The sequence below is a fragment of the Clostridium sp. LIBA-8841 genome (genome assembly GCF_057782475.1).
In genome coordinates, this window is sequence record NZ_CM173488.1 from 2,980,416 (window position 1) to 3,001,516 (window position 21,101).

Here is a 21,101-nt window from a genome sequence, read left to right on the forward strand (position 1 = left end):
TAAAGAGCTGTATAAAAACTAAGTTTATTAACATAAGTTTTTATATAGCTCTCTTTTTATAATTTAAAGATATAATATTACAGAAAAGAAATGACTTACACTTCCTCCTATTACAAACAAATGCCATATAGCATGATTGTATGGCATTCTATCTAAAACAAAGAATATACATCCTAGCGTATAAAATAATCCACCTATAGCAAGCCATAATATAGCCATATGTGGCACTGCATTCCATAAATCCTTAACAACGAACAAAACAGCCCATCCCATAAATATATATAGTAATGTAGACAGCTTTTCAAACTTATTTATAAAGAAAGTTTTAAAGGCTATACCTAGTATTGTAATAACCCAAATCATAATAAATATTGCCATTGCCTTTTTATTATCTCTTAAGCATACTAAAACATATGGTGTATATGTTCCCGCTATTAAAAGATATATAGATGAATGATCTATTATCCTAAGAACTCTCTTTGCCCTTTTATTAGGAATACTATGATATAAAGTAGATCCTAAATACAATAGCACTAAAGTTATCCCAAATATAGTGAAACTTATTATCTTATAAATATCTCCACTTAGGGATGAAAAAACTATAAGTAAAACTGCTCCTGCAACTGCTAATACTGCTCCAATACCATGTGTTATAGCATTAGCAATCTCTTCTCCGGTAGTATAAAAGTCTAATTCTTCATTCAATGCTTTTAATCCCCCTTTATCATATTATTTCATATATTTCTTATTAAAAGTTATATTTGTAATTATACCATTTATGATTTATTATTAAACCATAATTTATAAATTTATTTGAAAGGTGAATTAAAATGAGTTACTTAGCTGATTATTTTATAAAATCATTAGACATGACTTCTCATCCTGAAGGTGGATATTTTAAGGAATCATTTGTTTCTGATAGTAAACTTGCTCCAAATACATTACATATAAACGAAGAAAGATATCTTTGGACTAGTATATACTTTCTTTTAAGAACTGGTGAGGTTTCTAACTTTCATAGATTAAAATCTGATGAAATGTGGTATTTCCATGCAGGAGAGCCTTTAACTATTTACATGATAAGCCCAGAAGGAGAACTTATAGAAAAGCAACTAGGATTAAACATAGAAAAGGGAGAATCTCCTCAAGTTTTAGTTCCTAAAGACTATATCTTTGGTTCTTCTATGAATAGAAAAGGCTTCTCTCTTGTAGGCTGTATGGTCGCTCCTGGCTTTAACTTTAAAGACTTTGAATTATTTGAAAGAGAAGATTTACTTAAGAAATATCCAAAACATAAAGAAATAATAGAAAAACTAACTAGATAAAAGAATAAGGAGCTGTATCAAAAGTAATTTAAAATAAAACTTATAAATATCTTCAGATAATTACTATATATTATCTGCATACTATTTATAAGTTTTATTATTTAAAGTTTTGATACAGCTCCTTTATGTATTTAGTATTAGTCACTCTTTAAACACATATCACAAGAAGCTTTTTTAGAAAGTTCATCATAATATTGAGATTCATCTGACTTACTAAAAATTATTTCTAATACATCTCCTGCTTGAATTTGTACTTCTCCATTTGGAATTATCTCTTTTGATTCTCTATAAATTGTTATTACTAGACTCTCTTTAGGCCATTTTACATCTTTTATATATTTTCCCTCTAATTCTGATCCTATTTTTACTTCAAAATCAAAAACTACTTTTTTCTTTACTCCTTCGTTAAGTTTTATATTCATTTTTCTTAATAATCTCTCTAATAAACTTTCATATATAGGTTTATTATTAAGCATATCAGAAACTAAGTATGCAACTGTAACTGTTATTGCTATAGGTAAAAGATGTTTAAGAGTACCTGTCATTTCTGTTATAAGCATTAATCCGGTTATAGGTGCTTTAACTATAGATGCAAATTGTGCAGCCATTGCTAAGACTATAAAGTTAGTTATTAAAGAGCTATCTATTCCAAAATACTTATTTAAAGCTAACCCATATATTGCTCCAACTAAAGCTCCTAAAGCTAATAACGGGAAGAATATTCCTCCTGGTACTCCAGATGAATAACTGAAGAAGGTAAATATAAATTTTATTACTAAAATTAATATTAATAATTTTATTGCTATTCCACCACTTATCACATTTTCAATTAATGAGTTTCCTCCATCAATTACCTGTGGTATAGTTAATGCTAAAATTCCAGTCATAATAAAAGGAATTATTGGTTTAAATTGTACTGGTATAAATTTTAAAGTTTTCTCATAAAAATCTTGTGTTTTTAAAAGTCCTTTATTAAATACACATCCAGTTAAGCCTAATATAACACCTAATATTAATAAAGTCCAATAATATTTTATTGGCAATGTATCTACCGTTGGAATTTGTATGGTAAACTGGTTTCCCAAAATAAAATTATCTATGAAAACACCAGTAAGCGAAGCTGATAATGCTGCTAACATTACAGGTAATGAAAAACTTCTATGAACCTCTTCAAGAGCAAATATAGCTCCTGATAAAGGTGCATTAAATATTACTGCAAGGCCAGAGCTTGCTCCCCCTGTTATAAGTAATCTTTTTTCAAAATCACTTCTTTTAAATATGTTAGCAAAGCCTTCTCCAATAGCGGCTCCAATTTGAACAGAAGGTCCTTCTTTACCTAATGAAAGGCCAGATGCCATACATATTATTCCTCCAATAAATTTATCTCTAAATACCTTTATCCAATTAATAGTTATTTTACCGCTGAGTTCTCCTTCAACCTGTGGAATACCACTTCCCCCTATCATTGGGTTATTCTTAACTATTAGACCAACTATATATGCCAATAATATAAGAACTAAAAATAAAGGTATCATAAATTTTGGATTATCTCTTGTATATGAATATACTTTATTAAACCAATCCATACCAAAACCTATAATAATCTTGTATATCATTATTATGATACCAACAATTAAACCTACAATTATTCCTTGTATTATTATTTTAAACTCTAAATTATTTAAACCTTTTATCTCTTTATCTATATCCATATTTAACCACATCCATAAACATTTTATGAATAAATTATATACCTTTTGTTAATAAAGATTCAAATTTATTAAATGCTATTTATCCAGTTAAATCTACTTTATCTACTTAAGTCTAGTACTTTATACTTCTTAAGAAAGTATTCTCCTTATTCCTTATGGCTTTTCTCATATCACCAACCATATACAGTGAACCACAAATTAACAATAAATCTTCCTTTTCTGTAAGACTATAAGCTTTTTCATAAGCTTCTCTATAATCTTTAAATTTAAAGGCTTCCTTACCACGACTTTTTATTTTCATATATAAGTCATCAATATCCTCTGCTCTATCACTATGTGGCTCTACAACAACAACTTTGTTAACTTCTGTTGTTATTTCATCTACCATATCTTCAACTTGCTTATCTCCTAGAACCCCTAAGATTAGCGTTATGTTCTTGAAATTAAAATACTTATCTATACTATTTCTTAAATTTTTTATTCCATCTATATTATGAGCTCCGTCTATTACAACTAAAGGCCCCTCATTTAATACTTCCATTCGTCCAATCCATCTTACTCTTCTCATTCCATTCTTAATAGCATCATCACTTATATTAACTCCATTTTTTCTTAAATTTAATAAAGTTCTTAATGCTACTAGGAAATTCTTTACTTGATGATCTCCAAGTAAAGCTAATTCTATTTCAAAAGTTTCATCATCCATTGAAACTTTAATTTTCTGAATATATTTTTGTTTATCTATAGTTACATTTTTTATATCATCAATATCTATTACTTCTAAATTACAATTTAATTCTTTACATTTTTTTTTGATTACCTTTAATGCTTTCTCTTCCTGTGTATAGGATACAACTGGAACACCAGCCTTTATTATGCCACATTTTTCTCCTGCTATTTCTTCTATGGTATTACCTAGAATATTCATGTGATCTAAACTTATTGAAGTTAATACAACTATTTCTGGTATAACTACATTAGTTGCATCTAATCTACCACCTAAACCAACTTCTAAAACAGCATAATCAACTTTTTTCTTTGAAAAATAGTAAAACATTAAGGCTGTTATTATTTCAAATTGAGTTGGACTTTCATATCCAAGATCTACTACCTTATCAATAGCTTCCTTAACATCTTCCATAAACAAAGCTAAATCATCTTTTTTTATATTTTCTCCATTAATTTGTATTCTCTCTTCAAACTCTTCTAAATAAGGAGATGTGTACATTCCAACCTTAAACCCAGCTTCTTTTAAGACTGAGCTTATCATAGCAGTAGTTGATCCCTTACCATTTGTTCCCCCAATATGTATAAACTTAGTATCCTTATGTGGATTTCCTAAAAACTCTAGAACTTTTTCTATTCTATCTAATCCTAAATTCATTCCAAATCTTGATGCAGTAACAATATACTCCATAGCTTCATCATAATTCATCATACCTATAGCCCTCCTAAATATAATAATAGAGTGTGTATCAAACTAACCCATTAAAGTTAATTATCAACACACTCTCTATTTTTAGCTAATATTTATTTTTTAACTAGAACGGAAAGAACATCTTAATGAGTAATTAGTATTTCATTTCCTATTAGCAGAAATACTAAGATTCAAAATACTTTTCATCAAGTATTTCTAAGCTACTAGATAAATTCGACTAAAATTAATAGTAAGCTAACGCTTCCTATTAATTAAGTCTCATTTTATCTATGTAAGAATAATAGCGTTAAGAGGCTTCTTCTGTTTTTCTTAGGAATACAATCTCACAAAAGTTCGATTGCATAAGTTCAAGATACCAAATTAAAAATTTGGACTTTCACTTAAGTTTAGAAGTCTTAGCTATTATTCTGGAATAGATAATAGCAATACTTTACGAAATTAAGTAGTTCTTGAAGTCTAGTAAAAAATAAACAACTTGCTAAAAACTATTTTAAAGCGTCTATTCTTTCTAGAACAGCTTCTAACATTTCTTTATATTTAACACCTTTTGCTTTTTCTTCATTAACAACAGCCTCAGGTGCTTTGCTTACGAATCTTTCATTAGAAAGTTTCTTTTCAACTCTTAAGATTTCTCCCTCAAGTTTAGTTTTCTCTTTGTTTAATCTTTCTAATTCTTTTTCTCTATCAACTAGATCAAGTAATGGTAAGAATAATTCTCCACCTTTAACAACTACTGATACTAAGTTATTATCTAAGTTATCTTTGTTATCTAAGAAAGTAACTTCTGATGCAGATGCAAGCTTTTCTAAGTAAGCTCCACCATTTATGAATGCATCTTTAGCCTCTTCTGAAGCATAAGCCATAACCTTAGCTTTTCTTGAAGGTGGTACGTTCATTTCAGCTCTTAAGTTTCTTAATGATCTTATAGCTTCCATTATGAATGTCATATCCTTCTCAGCTTTTTCATTATTTAAAGCTTCATCATATGTTGGCCACTCTGCTATAGTGATTGACTCAGTTTCAGTACTTAAGTGAGTATATATTTCCTCAGTTATGAAAGGCATTACTGGGTGTAATAATTTTAATCCTGTATTTAATACAGTGTAAAGTACATTAAATACTACTCCCTTAGCTTTTTCATCATTACCATATAATACTGGCTTAACTAATTCTATATAGTAATCACAGAACTCTGTCCATAAGAAATCATGTACTTTTTGAAGAGCTATTCCTAACTCGTATTTTTCCATATTTTCTGTAACTTCTTTGATTAATGAGTTCATTCTTGATAATATCCATTGATCTGCTAAGCTGTATTCTTTGCAGTCTTTGTATTTATCCATAAGCTCTCTGTCTAAGTTCATCATAACGAATCTTGAAGCATTCCATATCTTGTTAGCAAAGTTTCTTGCAGATTCAACTCTTTCAGGAATGTATCTTATATCATTTCCTGGAGCATTTCCTGTTACTAACATGAATCTTAAAGCATCAGCTCCATATTCATCTATAACTTCTAATGGGTCAACACCATTTCCTAATGATTTACTCATTTTTCTTCCTTGAGCATCTCTTATGATACCGTGAATTAATACTGTATCAAATGGAGTTTCTCCCATGTTATGAATACCTGAGAATATCATTCTAGCAACCCAGAAGAATATTATATCGTATCCTGTAACTAATGTTGAAGTTGGATAGAAGAACTCTAAATCATCAGTTCTATCTGGCCATCCTAAAGTTGAGAAAGGCCATAAAGCAGAACTGAACCAAGTATCTAGAACGTCTTTATCTTGTTCTATGTTTTCTGATCCACAGTTACAGCACTTAGTTGGATCTTCTAACTCAACCATAATTTCTCCACAATCTTGACAGTAGAATACTGGTATTCTGTGTCCCCACCATAATTGTCTTGAAATACACCAATCTTGAATGTTTTCCATCCAGTTGAAGTAAGTTTTTTCGAATCTTTCTGGAACGAATTTAGTTCCTTTATTTCTAACAACTTCTATAGCAGGATCCGCTAATGATTGCATTTTTACATACCATTGTTTTGATATGATTGGCTCAACAACTGTACCACATCTATCATGAGTACCAACATTATGAGTATGAGGTTTTATCTTAACTAATAATCCTAACTCTTCTAAGTCAGCAACCATTTGTTTTCTAGCCTCATATCTGTCTAAGCCTTTATATTTTCCACCTAAGTGATTAATTACACCACTATCATCCATAACTCTTATTTGTGGTAAGTTATGTCTCTTACCAACTTCGAAGTCGTTAGGATCATGGGCTGGAGTTATTTTAACTGCTCCTGTTCCGAATTCTACATCAACATAGTCATCAGCAACTACAGGGATTTCTCTATCAGTTAAAGGTAATTTTAACATCTTACCTACTAAATGAGCATATCTCTCATCATTTGGATTAACTGCAACAGCAGTATCTCCAAGTAAAGTTTCTGGTCTTGTAGTAGCTATTTCTAAGAATTCATCTGAACCAACTACTGGATATTTTATATGCCAGAAGTTTCCTTCTTTTTCTTCATACTCTATTTCAGCATCTGATAAAGCAGTTTGACACTTAGGACACCAGTTAGTTATTCTATTTCCTTGATATATTAAATCTTCTTTATATAATTTAACGAATACGTGTCTTACAGCCTTACTTAAGTTTTCATCCATTGTGAAAGCTTCTCTTGTAAAGTCTGCTGAGCACCCCATTTTCTTAAGCTGCTCTCTTATTCTTTCTCTGTATTCATCTGTCCATTCCCAAACTTTTTCTAAGAAAGCGTCTCTTCCCATTTCTTTCTTATAAAGACCTTCTTTTAAAAGTTCATTTTCAACTTTAACCTCAGTTGCTATACTAGCATGGTCTTGTCCTGGTAACCATAAAGTGCAATATCCTTGCATTCTCTTAAATCTTATAAGCATATCTTGAAGTGTATTATCAAGTGCATGACCTAAGTGTAATTTACCAGTTATATTTGGTGGTGGCATGATTATAGTGTAAGGTTTTTTACTCTTATCTATTACAGGAGTAAAGTACTTCTTTTCTTGCCAATTGCTATAAAGTCTTTCTTCAAACTCTTTAGGATTATACGTTGTAGAAATATTTTTATTATCCATTAGACTAACCTCCTTAAAATTCAAACACAGTTATGTATTTATTTAAAACACTCCAAAAACTATCTTGAAATGTCTTTTAGCGATTATTTTTAATTTAAAAGTAATTTTGGGCAATAAAAAAAGCCCTCATCCATAAAAGGACGAAAACTCGCGGTACCACCTTTTTTCCCTCAAAATAAGGGCTCTCAAAAACTAACGACTGAAATTGCCGTCTTTGATTACTTTAATAATTTCACCAAAGAAACTCAAAAGCTACCTTCAAGATATCAAACTTAGAAATCTTACACCCAAGGATTTCCTCTCTTAAAAGTTTTTCCTACCTTTACTCCTCTTTATCACTGTTTATATCACTATTCAAATTATAAATATATCTTATACCATTATTTTAACCTATGTCAAGGGAGTCTAATCAAATATATATATAAAATTTATAATATTTTCATCCTATGAATATTATTCCAAAATAAGTTAATAATTAAAATAGATATTTTCTAGGAGGTCAAAAATGAGTAATTTTTCTAAAGGTAACGAATTATACAACACTAGAAATTATTCTGATGCCATAAATTATTATAAAAAAGCCTTAGATAATGATGAATGCAAATGTCATAGCTATTATAATGCAGGTGTTTGCTACATAAAATTAAAGCAATATGAAAAAGCTATTGAAATGATTAATAAAGCTTTAGAGCTTCATCAAGACTCAAAGTACTTTTTTAATTTAGCCTATTGCTATTCAATGATAAATAATAATCCTAAAGCTTTAAGATACTTTAATTTAGCTTGGGCATTAGATAATGCAGATAACGACTGCGGAAAAGCTATAGATTTAATCCTATCAAAGCTTGAAAAATAACATTATACTCCTAACCCGATTCACTTTAAAATTATAAATTATCCCAACAAAAATAACCAAGCATTTTGCTTGGTTATTTTTTTACCACTCACCTATTATTTTGGCATTTCTATGTGAATCATTATTTTTTCTACTATCAAAATAGTTGCCGGCTTTTCCAAAGGTTGTATCAACAGTTATCCATTCATTTTTATCTGGTAAATAAACCTCATTCCATGAATGTGGTCCCCATTCTTTGCCGTTAAAGCCTTCTCCTGTTACCATCCTAACCTTTAGTCCAGCTTCTCTTGCCATGGCAACATAAAGACATGAATAATCAAAGCATATACCACTTCTAGTTTCAAAAGCTTCAATAGCACCAGACTTATACTTTGATGGTTCCTTACTTATATTTTCAGCTTTATTATCATCATAATTAATATTTTCGCTTATCCAAATATATATTCTTTTAGCTTTTTCTCTATCATTCTTTGCATTTTTAGTAAGTTCTCTAGCTTTTTCATTAATAGCTTCATTTGATTTTATACCTTGTTCTAGAGTTACTCCATTATAAAGATTTATAACATTACTATTATTTTCAACCACTTTTTCATTAATAGGTTCTTTATTGCTTTCCTCTGTAAATACATTTTTACTTATAGCATCTTTATATTCATCATGAAAAGCCTCATATTCTTTATTTAAAGCAGCATAATACTTATTATTGTTTATTATCTCATAAGCCTTTGAATTTAAAGTTAGCTTTTCCATTTTATTTCCTAAAAATCCGTTACTTCCTAAGATTACAATAACTAAAGCACTTATTGCCATATAGAAAATAGACTTTGGTATATTCATTATTAAAGCTGCACTTTTTCCAAAATTCTTTCCTCTTCTAGACTCTGCTTTTTTAAGCCATCTCAATATTGGATTTATAATAATCAAATTAAATATAATAAGTATAAATCTTACCACAAAATAAAGTACAAGTGTAAGAACCAATACTATTAATATTATTATCACCTGTGGTGATATATTAAATTTTGATATAAGAGAATTAAAATCCACTACAATAATAGAGAACATTCTTTCTATTATATCTACTTTCTTTATTACTATAAAACTTAAATATAAGGCTGAGAAGAATGCTATATATCCCCCTAGTTCCTCAATGCTATGCTTTATCTTAATAATATTAAACTTTCTTTTGTAAGCAACTATTAATGGCAGTATAAAAGAACAAACTATAATTATATCTACTAAGTTGAAATTCATTTTACCTACTCCATATATTCATTATTTGTTAATCTTCTGACTACACTATTACAACAGTCATAGTCATATCCCTTAGATAAAAGAAATCTAAATAATTTTTGAGATAATTTATATTTATCACTTTCTTTTTTCTTTAGTATATTATATTTTTTTTCTGCTAATTTAAAAGCAGTATCATTTTCATCTTCTTCATCAACATTAGATAACTTATCTAATAGTATTTCTTCACTAATGCCCTTTCTTATAAGAGCATATTTTATTTTATTTCTTCCTTGGGTTCTAAGTCTATCTTTTATATACATTTCTGCATATTTTTCATCATTTAAAAGATTATATTCCTTTAAGAAGTCTATAGCTTTTCTAATTGTATCCTCTTCAAAGCCTCTTCCTAAAAGTTTATCCTTCAATTCTTTTTCTGTTTTATATGTTTTTTCAACTGTTCTAAGTGCTGAATTCTTGCATTTTATGAACTCATCTTCTTTTACTATTTCCTTAATGGATTCAACATCTATTACAACATCTTTTTGTATTCCTTGCTTATAGATAAGTTCAGCATCACAAGCAAAAGTAAACACTTCATCTACATAAACATTTACCCTGTTTGTATTTCTCTTTTGAACTTCTATACTTGTTATTTTTCCCATTTTATCTACTCCATTGGTTTTAATATGTGTATAGTAGGATCGTTTAAGTATTTATCACAAACCCTATATATATCATCAACGGTCATCTTCTCTAGTTCTTCCATACTATCTATAAATTCTGTTATATCTTTTCCCGCCAAACTTTGTACTAGAACATACCCACAAAGACTACTACAATCTTCTAAAGTAGAAACAACTCCAGTCTTATGAGTTTTCTTCATCATACAAAGCATATCTTCATCAAAATTTATAACTTTATTTTTTATATCATCAATAGCTGTATCTATTACATCTATTACTTCATCTATTGATTCTTCTCTAACGGAAGTAAAAATATTCATTGTATTAACATTTTCATCTAAATCCATCTGACTATAAACATCATAAGCTAAACCACGTTCTTCTCTAAGTTCTCTAAATAATATTGAGTTTGAGCTTTCGCCTAATTTATAGCTTAATATTTTTAATGGAAGCTTATCCTTTTCTTCAACTTCTTCAAAAGTATAAAGATAAGTAACAGTCCCTTGTTCAACTTGAGATTTATATGTTGTTTTTGTTATTGGTTTATTTTTTTCTTTTATTATCTTTGCTTTCTTATGACAAGTTCCTTCCCATTTTCCAAAGAAATCTAAAATTATCTTTTGCATTTGTTCATGACTAAAAGCACTAACTGTTACAATGACACAGTTATCTGGAGTATAATATTTCTTATAAAAATCATAAACCTGCTTTCTTTTAAAGCCTTTAACATGTTTTTCTGTTCCTGCTATGGAATTTCTAAGAGCAGATTTATCAAAAGCGTATTCATGAGCTCTACTTAAACTTAAATCCTCAATATCATCCTTATCGCTTCTTATTTCTGATAAAACAACTCCCTTTTCTTTTTTCATTTCTTTTTCATCAAAGGAAGAGTTTAAAATCATATCACTTAATAACTCTATGCCCTTTTCAAATTCTTCATCTAAACAATTAACGCTATATACTGTTGATATATAATCTGTATATGCATTATAATCTCCACCTAAAAATTCTAATTCTCTATTTAATTCTTCATTACTTCTATTTTTTGTTCCTTTAAAAAGCATATGTTCAACAAAGTGACTCATACCTAATTCTTTTTCATCTTCATATAAAGATCCTATATTAACTCCAATATTTATAGAAGCTAATCTCGTATCCTTTTTTATTGTTATAACTTTTAACCCATTGGGTAAAATAATGGTATTTTCATCAAATGTCCATCTTTTCATTAAAAACTCCCCTAAAATTATTTATATAAACCTTAACTTTAATTATATAATATTAAATCCCTTGTAAAAACAAAATAAAATTAAACGTAAAGCTGTTTTCATTGTATAATATTAAGTAAGTTAAAACAATATTTTTTAAAGGTTGGTGGTTATATGAATAAAACGGTACTTATTGTAGAGGATGAAATACGTATAAGATTTCTTGTAAGAGATTACTTTAAAAAAGAGGGATTTAACGTATTAGAGGCTTCTGATGGTGAAGAAGCTCTTAGGGTATTTTCTGAAAATATAGTTGATTTAGCAATATTAGATATAATGATGCCAAAATTAGATGGTCTTGCTGTTTGTAGAAATATAAGGGAAGTTTCCAATACTCCTATAATATTATTAACAGCTAAAAGCCAAGAAGAAGATAAACTTTTAGGCTATGAACTTGGAGCTGACGATTATATGACTAAACCTTTTAGCCCTAAAGTCTTATTGGCAAAGGCTAAAGCACTGTTAAAAAGAACTGGTAATTTAAATGATAAAAATATTTTAGACTTTAATGGACTAACCATAAATAAACTTTCTCACGAAGTAAAATTAAATGGAGAAGAAATTCTACTTTCTCCTAAGGAATATGATTTACTTATTTACCTTTCTTCTAATGAAGGTATAGCACTATCTAGGGATAAGATATTGGATAATGTTTGGGGATATGATTACTTTGGTGATATAAGAACAGTTGATACAAATATAAAAAGACTTAGAGAAAAATTAATGGATAAATCTAATTACATAGCTACTGTTAGAGGAAGTGGCTATAAATTCGAGGTGAAATAGTGAAGAAAAGTATTTCAAAACGACTATTTATTATAACCTTTGGTATAATAATATTTTTAACACTATTTACTATGTTATTTCAAATGACATTTTTCCAAGAATTTTACTTTAAAAGAAAAAGTGCTGACTTAAGTAATGCAGTTTTAAAATTTAGAGCTCTTTACTCTTATGATATAAAAAATACTGGCTCCTTATATAATGCTTTAAGTTTTTTTGAGTTAGAAAATAATGCTAAAATAGGTATTTATTCAGTTGACAGTACCCCTAAATACCTTCCTAATACTGATAATCAGAATTCAGAAGCATCTGATTTATTAAATGATATATTCAATGAATTATATAGCGATCCTAAATTTGCTAAAACACTTTTGAACTCAGATTCTGGAGTAACAACAGTTTTTAATAGTAGAAAGTATGCCACAAAATACATTGTTTATATGGCTCCTTTCTCCTTCAATTCTAAGAATGATTCTATTATTATAGCAATAACCTCATTCCAACCAATTGAAGAAGCAAGTGTACTAATAAAAGATTTCTATAAATACATAATTATAATTGTTCTTATAATTGGATTAATTTTATCTTATGTATTTTCAAACTTAATTTCAAAACCTCTAGTTAAGTTAAATAAATCTGCTAAGAAGATGAGTGCTATGGATTTCTCTGAAAAATGTAATATTAATCGAGAAGATGAAATAGGCAGTTTGGCAAAAACCCTAAACTTTTTGTCAAAAAATCTTTCTAATGCCCTAGAGGATTTGAAAATTAAAAATAAGAAACTAGAAGAAGATATAGAAAAAGAGAGAGAATTAGAAAAACTTAGAAAAGATTTCATTGCAGGAGCCTCTCATGAACTTAAAACTCCAATAGGAATAATTTCTGGTTATGCTGAAGGTATAAAAGATGGAATAGTTGATGATAATGACAGAAGCGTCTATTTAGACATAATAATAGATGAAGCTGAAAAAATGAATAAATTAGTTATGGATATGCTTGAACTTTCAAAGCTTGAGGCAGGTAAAATTGATCTACATCTTATAGACTTCTCTCTTATTGACCTTACTGAAGAAGTTCTAGTAAAAAATGCTGTTGATATAAATAACAATAATTTAACTGTCATAAAGAACTATTCTCCTGATGAAGATTTCTATGTTGAAGGAGATGACTTTAAAATTGAACAGGTTCTAACTAATTTTGTGACTAATGCTATAAAATATTCAGAACCAAATAATCAAATAATAATAGACATAAAACCGATTGAAGAAAATAAAATTTATTTCTCTATTGAAAATACAGGTGCACACATTCCTGAAACAGAATTAAGTAAAATTTGGACTCAATTCTATAGGGGAGATAGCTCAAGAAATAGATGTGCTAGAAGTACAGGTCTTGGATTATCTATAGTTAAAAATCTTCTTCAAGCTCATGGAAGTGAATTCGGTGCTATGAATACAGAAAATGGAGTTAAGTTCTACTTTACATTAAAAAGCTCTAAAGAAGTAGATATAATAGAAGATGTTTAAAATAAAAGACTATTATGGAAACATAATAGCCTTTTTATATCTAAATTTTTTATAGCATACCACCATCAACAGTTAATATTTGTCCTGTTAAATATGATGAATCATCTGATCCTAAAAACACCGCTGTTCTTCCTACTTCTTCAACCTCACCAAATCTATTCATAGGTATTTCTTCTTCCAAACTTTCTTTTTCTTCCTGACTAAGCCATGAATTCATCTCTGTATTTATAACTCCAGGTGCTATACAATTAACTCTTATCCCCCACGGTGCAATCTCTTTAGCTAAAGCCTTAGTAAATAAATTTACTCCTCCTTTAGTTGTTGAATATAAAACCTCACAGGAAGCTCCTACATTTCCCCATATTGATGATATATTTATAATTGATGCATTTTTTCCTTCCCTTAATAAGTCAATAGCATCTCTTGTAAGCTTCATAGCTCCTATTAAATTAACATTCATAATAGAATCTATTTCCTCATCACTTGCATCCATAAATAATCCTATTTTTGATATCCCAGCATTATTAACTAATACATCAAGCTTACCAAATTTATTTTTAATAGTACTTATTATATTATTTCTCTCATCCTTATTTGTTACATTTCCTCCGAGAACCTCTCCTGTTCCCTCTAATTTCTTAATCATATTTAATGTTTCTTTGGCACCATCTAAATCACTATTATATCCAATTAAAACAAAAGCCCCTTCTTTTCCAAATTCCTTTGCTATTCCTCTTCCAATTCCCTTTGAAGCCCCTGTTATATAAACTATCTTACCTAATACTTTTTTCTCCATTAATCCTTCATCCTTTTCTTCACAAATATTAAAATCTCTCAAGAAGTTGTATAAAAATAACTTAATAAAGTTTTGATACAACCTATTTTATAATTGAATTATAAAATTATCTTAAAACATCTCTTATTATTCTCTTTGCATTTTTATAGAATATCTTTTCTATTTCATCCTCTTTAAAACCTGCTTTTTCTAAAGCATATAAAAGTAATCCCATTTTACTTGAATTAGTAATTTCAACCTCATTTTCTATTCCATCAAAATCAGAGCCTAACCCAATAACATCTATTCCCCCAATATTTCTTATATGCTTTATATGTCTAACCATATCATTTATCAAAGCTAAATCTGAATCATTTCCTTCTGTTTCTTTTAAGAAGGCATTACAAAAATTTATTCCTGTTAATCCTCCCTTATTAGCTAAAAGTCTAATCATATAGTCTGTTAAGTTTCTACTATGACCTGTTTGAATTCTACTATTAGAGTGAGATGCTATTATAGGATCTTTTGAATATTTTATAACATCATAAAATCCGCCATCTGAAAGATGAGATACATCAATTAACATACCCAATCTATTCATCTCTTCTACAATTTCAATTCCTCTTTTAGTAAGTCCATTATCTTTATATTTAAATTTATAATTTGGATACCCTAAATCATTTATATAATTCCATGTTAATGTTATCAAAGAAACTCCCTCGTTTTTAAATTCCCTTAACTTTTCAACTTCTCCTCTAAGAGCATCCCCTTCCTCAATTGTAATAAAGCCTCCTATCTTATTTTCTTTTTCTGCATTTTCTAAATCCAATATATTTCTACATAAAACTATATCCTTTGAATTTTCTTCAAACTCTTTTTTTAAATTTTCTAACATTCTTTTGCAATAATTATAAGTGTCTTTAGTGTACTCTTTGTCTATAAATAAGGCAAAAAACTGTGCTAAAGCTTCTCCCTCTCTTAATTTCTTTATATCAACTTTTAAATCATTTTGAAAAAGCTTTTTATTTCCTTGAAGCATAAGTGATGCTGTATCACAATGAAAATCTATAAATTTCATAAAAATCTTCATAGGTAATTTTCCTATGAAAGTTCACCTCTTTCATCTAACTAGTATAATTTTATTCACAATATAAAATATATCAAAAATCTCTCTTTTTTTAAATTATTGCCTTGTACTAATATTATTATTTAAAAATTAAAGCCATGTTACAAATTTTAATTGTAACATGGCATATAAATTATCTATTATTTACTTATTAATATAAAGGATATTTATCACATAAAGCTTTAACTCTAGATTTTAATGGCTCTAAATCCCCATCTTTTTGTTCAATAGCATCGTTTATTATAGACGCTATTTCTCTCATTTCTTCTTCTTTAAATCCTCTAGTTGTTATAGCAGGTGTTCCTATTCTAACTCCACTAGTAACAAATGGGCTTCTTGTTTCATTTGGTACAGTATTCTTATTTAAAGTTATTCCTATACTATCTAAAAGAATTTCTGCATCCTTACCTGTTATATCTTTATTAGTTAAATCAACAAGTATTAGGTGGTTATCAGTTCCATTTGAAACTAACTTAAATCCATAAGATTCTAATGCCTCTGCTAGAGCCTTTGAATTTTTAACAACCTGCTCCATATATGTTTTAAAACTTGGTTCTAATGCTTCTTTAAAACAAACGGCCTTACCAGCTATTATGTGCATTAAAGGACCACCTTGAATTCCTGGGAATATATTTTTATCTACTGCCTTTGCAAACTTTTCTTTACAAAGTATTAATCCTCCTCTTGGACCTCTTAAAGTCTTGTGAGTTGTTGATGTTACAAAGTCAGCATAAGGAACTGGTGATGGGTGTAATCCTGTTGCTACAAGACCTGCAATATGAGCTATATCTACCATTAAATAAGCTCCTACCTCATCAGCTATTTCTCTTAAAGTTTTAAAATCTATAGTTCTTGAATATGCACTAGCTCCTGCTACTATTAATTTAGGTTTATGTTTAAGAGCTAATTCTTTTACAGTTTCATAATTTATCATTTCAGTTTCTGGATCAACACCATATGATACGAAATTAAATAATCTACCTGAGAAGTTAACTGGTGAACCATGAGTTAAGTGACCTCCATGGCTTAAATCCATTCCTAAAACAGTATCACCTGGCTCTAATATTGAGAAATAAACAGCCATATTAGCTTGTGATCCTGAGTGTGGTTGTACATTAGCGTGTTCAGCCCCAAATAATTTTTTTACTCTTTCTCTTGCTAAGTCTTCAACCTCATCAACTACGTGACAGCCACCATAGTATCTTTTTGAAGGATAACCTTCTGCATATTTATTAGTTAAATATGATCCCATAGCCTCCATAACAGCTTTGCTAACAAAGTTTTCTGAAGCTATAAGTTCTATACTATTTTCTTGTCTTTCCTTTTCTTTTTCAACAAGATGTGCTATCTGTTCATCTTCTTTTTGTAAATTTTCAAAATTCATTTTCTTCACCCCAAACGTAAAATATATATTAACTATTATAAATTTATTAATTATTTTTATCAATAGAAAATAATTTGTTTGTAATATGATTAAACTAATATGAGTTTATATATCTTATTTTAACTTTTCATATGTTATAATTACTGTATTGATTATAAATTTACATAGGGGCGGATAATATGGATTTTGACAAGGTATTACATATTGCAACTTTTGCAGGAAGAATAATACTAGAAAGTGGTGGCGAAACCTATAGAGTTGAGGAAACTATATGCAGAATTTGTGCTGCTTATGGAGTTCGATATGCAGAGAGTTTTGTTACTCCAACGGGAATTATGGTTTCTGTATATGACGAGAATAATTATACAACTACATTAGTAAAAAGAGTTACTAATAGAACTGTCGATTTACAAAAGGTTCACTTAGTAAATTCACTTTCAAGAAGTATTTATACTGAAAAGTATTCTCTTGATGAGGTTCTAGAAAAATTAATAGATATAGACGAAAACTGCCCTAAGTATGATTTTAAAACTATCCTAATATTTTCAGCCTTAGGTGCAGCCGGGTTTACTACTATCCTAGGTGGTAATCTTGAAGATTGTTTAGTTTCTTTTTTTGTTGGAATGTTTGTAAAAATAGCTACTTTTAAAGCTGGTGAACTAGGAATAAATGCCTTCTTTATAAATACTTTAGGTGGAGCTATTGCAGCACTTCTATCCTTGATAGCATACAGCCTAGGCGTTGGTAGTAATTTAGATACAATGATAATAGGTAGTATCATGTTATTAGTTCCTGGTTTATCTATTACTAATGCTATTAGAGACACAATTGCTGGAGATTTAATATCAGGACTTATAAGAGCTGCAGAGGCATTTTTAGTTGCTGTTTCCATAGCTGTTGGAACTGGTATGGTAATGAGTATTTGGATTTACTTTGGAGGTGGTATATAATTGGTTTTAATCAAAGAAGTTTTAGCTACTTTTATAGCCACTATTGCTTTTGGAGTATTATTTAATATACATGGCAAAAATTTATTTTTTGCTGGAATAGGCGGTGCTATAGGATGGCTAGTATATAAGATATGCTTATATTGTGGATTAAGTGTTATATTGTCAATGTTCTTTTCAGCCATTGTATTTAGTGCTTACTCTGAAATATGTGCAAGAATTTTAAAAACCCCTGTGACAACAATCGTTGTTTGTGCTTTGATTCCTCTTGTACCTGGAAGCGGTATGTATAATACTATGTTTGAAGCAATACAAGGTGATGCAATGTCTACTTGGAATCAAGCAATAATGACAATTTCATCATCAGGAGCCTTAGCCTTAGGAGTTTTATTTGTCTCTACAATTACTCGTTTAATAAATACTAGAAAAAAACATTACACCCATGGTTCATTGAACCCTAAAAATATTTTACTATTTAAAAAATTAAGAAATAAAAAAAATATAAACTTTAAAAAGAAATAGACCACATTGGTGGTCTATTATTTTATGAAACTATTTAATGTCTTTATTAATTGTTCTAAGGAAGCTAATTCTTCTTCATTTTCTTCTCCTATGCCCATACAATTTCTAGCATAATTTTCTATAAGAAGAACTCCAACTTTGTTTATAGCGGCTCTTATGGCAGATATTTGAGTTAATACATCTCTACAACAAGTATCCTTATCCACCATCCCTTGAATTCCTTTAACTTGACCCTCGATTTTTCTTAATCTTACTAATATATCTTTTCTTAAAGCTTCATTATCATTCAAATTTTACACCTCATACAATTATAATAATTTACTATATAATATTTTTAATGTATATTATTATTTCATATTAATTACTTAATATACATTAATTTTTCCCTGAAAGTCAATAAAAATAGCAATCTAAAATCAAGATTTACATTTTTAACTGATAAGTTCATAAAAACTTTTACTTTTAAAAGTTTAAGTTTTGATTTTTACCACCTATATAAATTTTACTAAAATTAGCGTGAGTAAAAACCCACGCTAATTAAGCTTAATTTATTATCTCAAATTTAGATTGCTCAAAAATTATTCTGCCGTATCTTCTTTCTTTATTGTTTCAATTCCTAATTCTTTTAATTGTTCTTCATCTACTATATTAGGTGCTTCAGTTAAATAACAGAATGCATTTTGGTTTTTAGGGAATGTTATAACGTCCTTAATATTTTCAGTTCCCGCTAAGAACATTATCATTCTATCTAAACCGAAAGCTAATCCGCCGTGTGGTGGTGGTCCAAATTTAAATGCTTCTAATAAGAATCCAAATCTTTCCCAAGCTGATTCTTGAGTAAATCCTAATACTTCAAACATTTTTTCTTGAAGTTTAGTATCATGTATTCTTATAGATCCTCCACCTAACTCTTCTCCATTTAATACTAAGTCATAAGCTTTAGCTCTAACTCTTCCTGGATCAGTATCTAAATATTGAATATCCTCATCCATTGGCATTGTGAATGGGTGATGAGCAGCAAAGTATCTTCCTTCTTCTTCATCATATTCAAGAAGATCAAATTCTGTTATCCATGTGAAGTTAAATTCACTCTTATCTTTAACTAAGTCAAATTTTCTTGAAAGCTCTAATCTTAATTCTCCTAAAGCTTTAAGAACTACTGAGTTCTTATCTGCAACTATTAGAATTAAATCTCCTGTTTTAGCTCCCATAGTTTCGATTATTTTATTTAATTCCTCTTCTGAGAAGAATTTAGCTATTGGTGATTTAACACCTTCTTCTTTTAATTGAATCCATGCTAATCCTTTAGCTTTGAAAGTCTTAACGAATTCTCCTAATCTATCGATATCTTTTCTTCCCATAGAAGCTCCGCCTTCTAAGCATAAACCTCTAACAGAACCACCATTAGCTACAGCATCTGTGAATACTTTAAATCCACATTCTTTAACAACATTACTTAAGTCTGTTATTTCCATTCCAAATCTTAAGTCTGGTTTATCTGAACCGTATTTTTCCATAGCATCTTTAAATGTCATTCTCTTTATTGGAGTTTTTACATCAACACCTAAGACTTCTTTAAATACGTGTTTTATTAATCCTTCATTTAAAGCCATAACGTCATCTTGTTCAACGAATGACATTTCTAAGTCAACTTGAGTAAACTCAGGTTGTCTGTTAGCTCTTAAGTCCTCATCTCTAAAACATTTAACAATTTGGAAGTATCTGTCAAATCCTGATACCATTAATAATTGTTTAAATAATTGTGGTGATTGAGGTAATGCATAGAACATTCCTGGATAGTTTCTTGATGGAACAAGGTAGTCTCTAGCTCCTTCTGGAGTTGACTTTGTAAGTATTGGTGTTTCCATTTCTAAGAAACCATTTTTATCAAGATAATCTCTTATTGCTTTAGTTGTTTTATGTCTTATCTTGAAGATGTTTTGCATATCTGGTCTTCTTAAATCTAAGTATCTATACTTTAATCTAATGCTTTCTGCAGCATCTAAATCTTCTTTTATATATATTGGAGGAGTATCTGATTCAGATAAAATCTTTAATTCCTCAGCTTTTAATTCAACCATTCCTGTTGGCATGTTTGGATTTACTGACTCTCTCTTAACTATTTCACCTGTTACAGCGATACAATATTCAGGTCTTATTGATTTTGCTTTTTCTAGGATTTCTTCTCCTAAATCATCATTAAATACAACCTGTAAAATTCCTTCTCTATCTCTTAAGTCTATGAATTGAAGACCTCCAAGATTTCTGTTTCTTTGAACCCAACCCATTACGGTTACTTTTTGTCCAATGTGACTTTCTCTAGCTTCGCCACACATTATGTTACGCTTTAAGCCATTTAAAGCTTCACCCATTTTAATTCTCCTCCTGTCTA

Annotated in this window: 18 protein-coding genes and 1 other annotated feature; of the genes, 6 read left to right on the plus strand and 12 right to left on the minus strand. The window is 29.1% G+C overall.

What is annotated here, in order from left to right:
* Nucleotides 1-63: 63 nt before the first annotated feature.
* A complete protein-coding gene (gene trhA, locus AC2A4K_RS13060) occupies nt 64-705 on the minus strand; it encodes a PAQR family membrane homeostasis protein TrhA (RefSeq protein ID WP_322502926.1) in 642 nt (213 codons plus the stop codon).
* A gap of 125 nt (nt 706-830) precedes the next feature.
* Between trhA and AC2A4K_RS13065 the strand changes: the two genes are divergently transcribed.
* Nucleotides 831-1,325, plus strand: a complete 495-nt coding sequence (locus AC2A4K_RS13065) for a cupin domain-containing protein (protein ID WP_322502927.1) — start codon at nt 831-833, stop codon at nt 1,323-1,325.
* Nucleotides 1,326-1,462: 137 nt separating this feature from the next.
* Here the strand turns inward: AC2A4K_RS13065 and AC2A4K_RS13070 are convergent, their stop codons facing one another.
* The 3 genes from AC2A4K_RS13070 to AC2A4K_RS13080 all read right to left on the minus strand — a co-directional run bounded on the left by AC2A4K_RS13070 (nt 1,463) and on the right by AC2A4K_RS13080 (nt 7,603).
* Nucleotides 1,463-3,037 (minus strand): ClC family H(+)/Cl(-) exchange transporter, encoded by a 1,575-nt coding sequence (locus AC2A4K_RS13070; RefSeq protein WP_322502928.1) that lies wholly within the window; start codon nt 3,035-3,037, stop codon nt 1,463-1,465.
* Between the two features lie 112 nt (nt 3,038-3,149).
* Nucleotides 3,150-4,472 carry a bifunctional folylpolyglutamate synthase/dihydrofolate synthase gene (locus AC2A4K_RS13075; protein ID WP_322503253.1) on the minus strand — a complete coding sequence of 441 codons (1,323 nt, stop codon included), beginning with the start codon at nt 4,470-4,472 and terminating at the stop codon, nt 3,150-3,152.
* A gap of 488 nt (nt 4,473-4,960) precedes the next feature.
* On the minus strand, nt 4,961-7,603 hold the full coding sequence (locus tag AC2A4K_RS13080) for a valine--tRNA ligase (RefSeq protein ID WP_322502929.1): 2,643 nt from the start codon (nt 7,601-7,603) through the stop codon (nt 4,961-4,963).
* A gap of 133 nt (nt 7,604-7,736) precedes the next feature.
* Nucleotides 7,737-7,951: a binding site (T-box leader), on the minus strand.
* Between the two features lie 157 nt (nt 7,952-8,108).
* Between AC2A4K_RS13080 and AC2A4K_RS13085 the strand changes: the two genes are divergently transcribed.
* Nucleotides 8,109-8,459, plus strand: coding sequence for a tetratricopeptide repeat protein (locus AC2A4K_RS13085; protein WP_322502930.1), 351 nt, complete (start codon nt 8,109-8,111; stop codon nt 8,457-8,459).
* Nucleotides 8,460-8,540: 81 nt separating this feature from the next.
* Here the strand turns inward: AC2A4K_RS13085 and AC2A4K_RS13090 are convergent, their stop codons facing one another.
* Genes AC2A4K_RS13090 through AC2A4K_RS13100 form a run of 3 tightly spaced genes read right to left on the minus strand, consistent with a single transcriptional unit; the run spans nt 8,541 to nt 11,607 of the window.
* Nucleotides 8,541-9,713, minus strand: a complete 1,173-nt coding sequence (locus tag AC2A4K_RS13090) for a transglutaminase-like domain-containing protein (protein WP_322502931.1) — start codon at nt 9,711-9,713, stop codon at nt 8,541-8,543.
* Between the two features lie 5 nt (nt 9,714-9,718).
* Nucleotides 9,719-10,357: a recombination regulator RecX gene (recX, locus tag AC2A4K_RS13095; RefSeq protein ID WP_322502932.1), complete on the minus strand. Its 639-nt coding sequence runs from the start codon at nt 10,355-10,357 to the stop codon at nt 9,719-9,721.
* Between the two features lie 5 nt (nt 10,358-10,362).
* Nucleotides 10,363-11,607 carry a M16 family metallopeptidase gene (locus AC2A4K_RS13100; RefSeq protein ID WP_322502933.1) on the minus strand — a complete coding sequence of 415 codons (1,245 nt, stop codon included), beginning with the start codon at nt 11,605-11,607 and terminating at the stop codon, nt 10,363-10,365.
* Between the two features lie 153 nt (nt 11,608-11,760).
* Here AC2A4K_RS13100 and AC2A4K_RS13105 point away from each other — a divergent pair, with 153 nt between their 5' ends.
* Nucleotides 11,761-12,432, plus strand: a complete 672-nt coding sequence (locus AC2A4K_RS13105; RefSeq protein ID WP_322502934.1) for a response regulator transcription factor — start codon at nt 11,761-11,763, stop codon at nt 12,430-12,432.
* Complete coding sequence (locus AC2A4K_RS13110; protein WP_322502935.1) at nt 12,432-13,955, plus strand: HAMP domain-containing sensor histidine kinase; 1,524 nt, start codon at nt 12,432-12,434, stop codon at nt 13,953-13,955. Before AC2A4K_RS13105 ends, AC2A4K_RS13110 begins: the two co-directional genes overlap by 1 nt.
* 49 nt (nt 13,956-14,004) lie before the next feature.
* Here the strand turns inward: AC2A4K_RS13110 and ymfI are convergent, their stop codons facing one another.
* The 3 genes from ymfI to glyA all read right to left on the minus strand — a co-directional run bounded on the left by ymfI (nt 14,005) and on the right by glyA (nt 17,240).
* A complete protein-coding gene (gene ymfI, locus AC2A4K_RS13115) occupies nt 14,005-14,751 on the minus strand; it encodes an elongation factor P 5-aminopentanone reductase (RefSeq protein WP_322502936.1) in 747 nt (248 codons plus the stop codon).
* Between the two features lie 106 nt (nt 14,752-14,857).
* A complete protein-coding gene (locus tag AC2A4K_RS13120) occupies nt 14,858-15,820 on the minus strand; it encodes a dipeptidase (RefSeq protein ID WP_322502937.1) in 963 nt (320 codons plus the stop codon).
* 187 nt (nt 15,821-16,007) lie between these two features.
* Nucleotides 16,008-17,240: a serine hydroxymethyltransferase gene (gene glyA, locus AC2A4K_RS13125; protein ID WP_322502938.1), complete on the minus strand. Its 1,233-nt coding sequence runs from the start codon at nt 17,238-17,240 to the stop codon at nt 16,008-16,010.
* A 179-nt stretch (nt 17,241-17,419) separates the two neighbouring features.
* On the opposite strand from glyA, the gene AC2A4K_RS13130 reads away from it, so the two are divergent.
* Together AC2A4K_RS13130 and AC2A4K_RS13135 are read left to right on the plus strand one after the other, a co-directional pair.
* Nucleotides 17,420-18,190, plus strand: coding sequence for a threonine/serine exporter family protein (locus AC2A4K_RS13130; RefSeq protein WP_322502939.1), 771 nt, complete (start codon nt 17,420-17,422; stop codon nt 18,188-18,190).
* Nucleotides 18,191-18,709: a threonine/serine exporter family protein gene (locus tag AC2A4K_RS13135; protein ID WP_322502940.1), complete on the plus strand. Its 519-nt coding sequence runs from the start codon at nt 18,191-18,193 to the stop codon at nt 18,707-18,709.
* 17 nt (nt 18,710-18,726) lie between these two features.
* Here AC2A4K_RS13135 and AC2A4K_RS13140 read toward each other — a convergent pair whose 3' ends face one another.
* The gene (locus AC2A4K_RS13140) at nt 18,727-18,999 is read right to left on the minus strand and encodes a metal-sensitive transcriptional regulator (RefSeq protein ID WP_322502941.1); all 273 of its coding nucleotides are present in this window, start codon (nt 18,997-18,999) and stop codon (nt 18,727-18,729) included.
* Between the two features lie 288 nt (nt 19,000-19,287).
* The gene (gene aspS / locus AC2A4K_RS13145) at nt 19,288-21,081 is read right to left on the minus strand and encodes an aspartate--tRNA ligase (protein WP_322502942.1); all 1,794 of its coding nucleotides are present in this window, start codon (nt 21,079-21,081) and stop codon (nt 19,288-19,290) included.
* Nucleotides 21,082-21,101 lie beyond the last annotated feature (20 nt).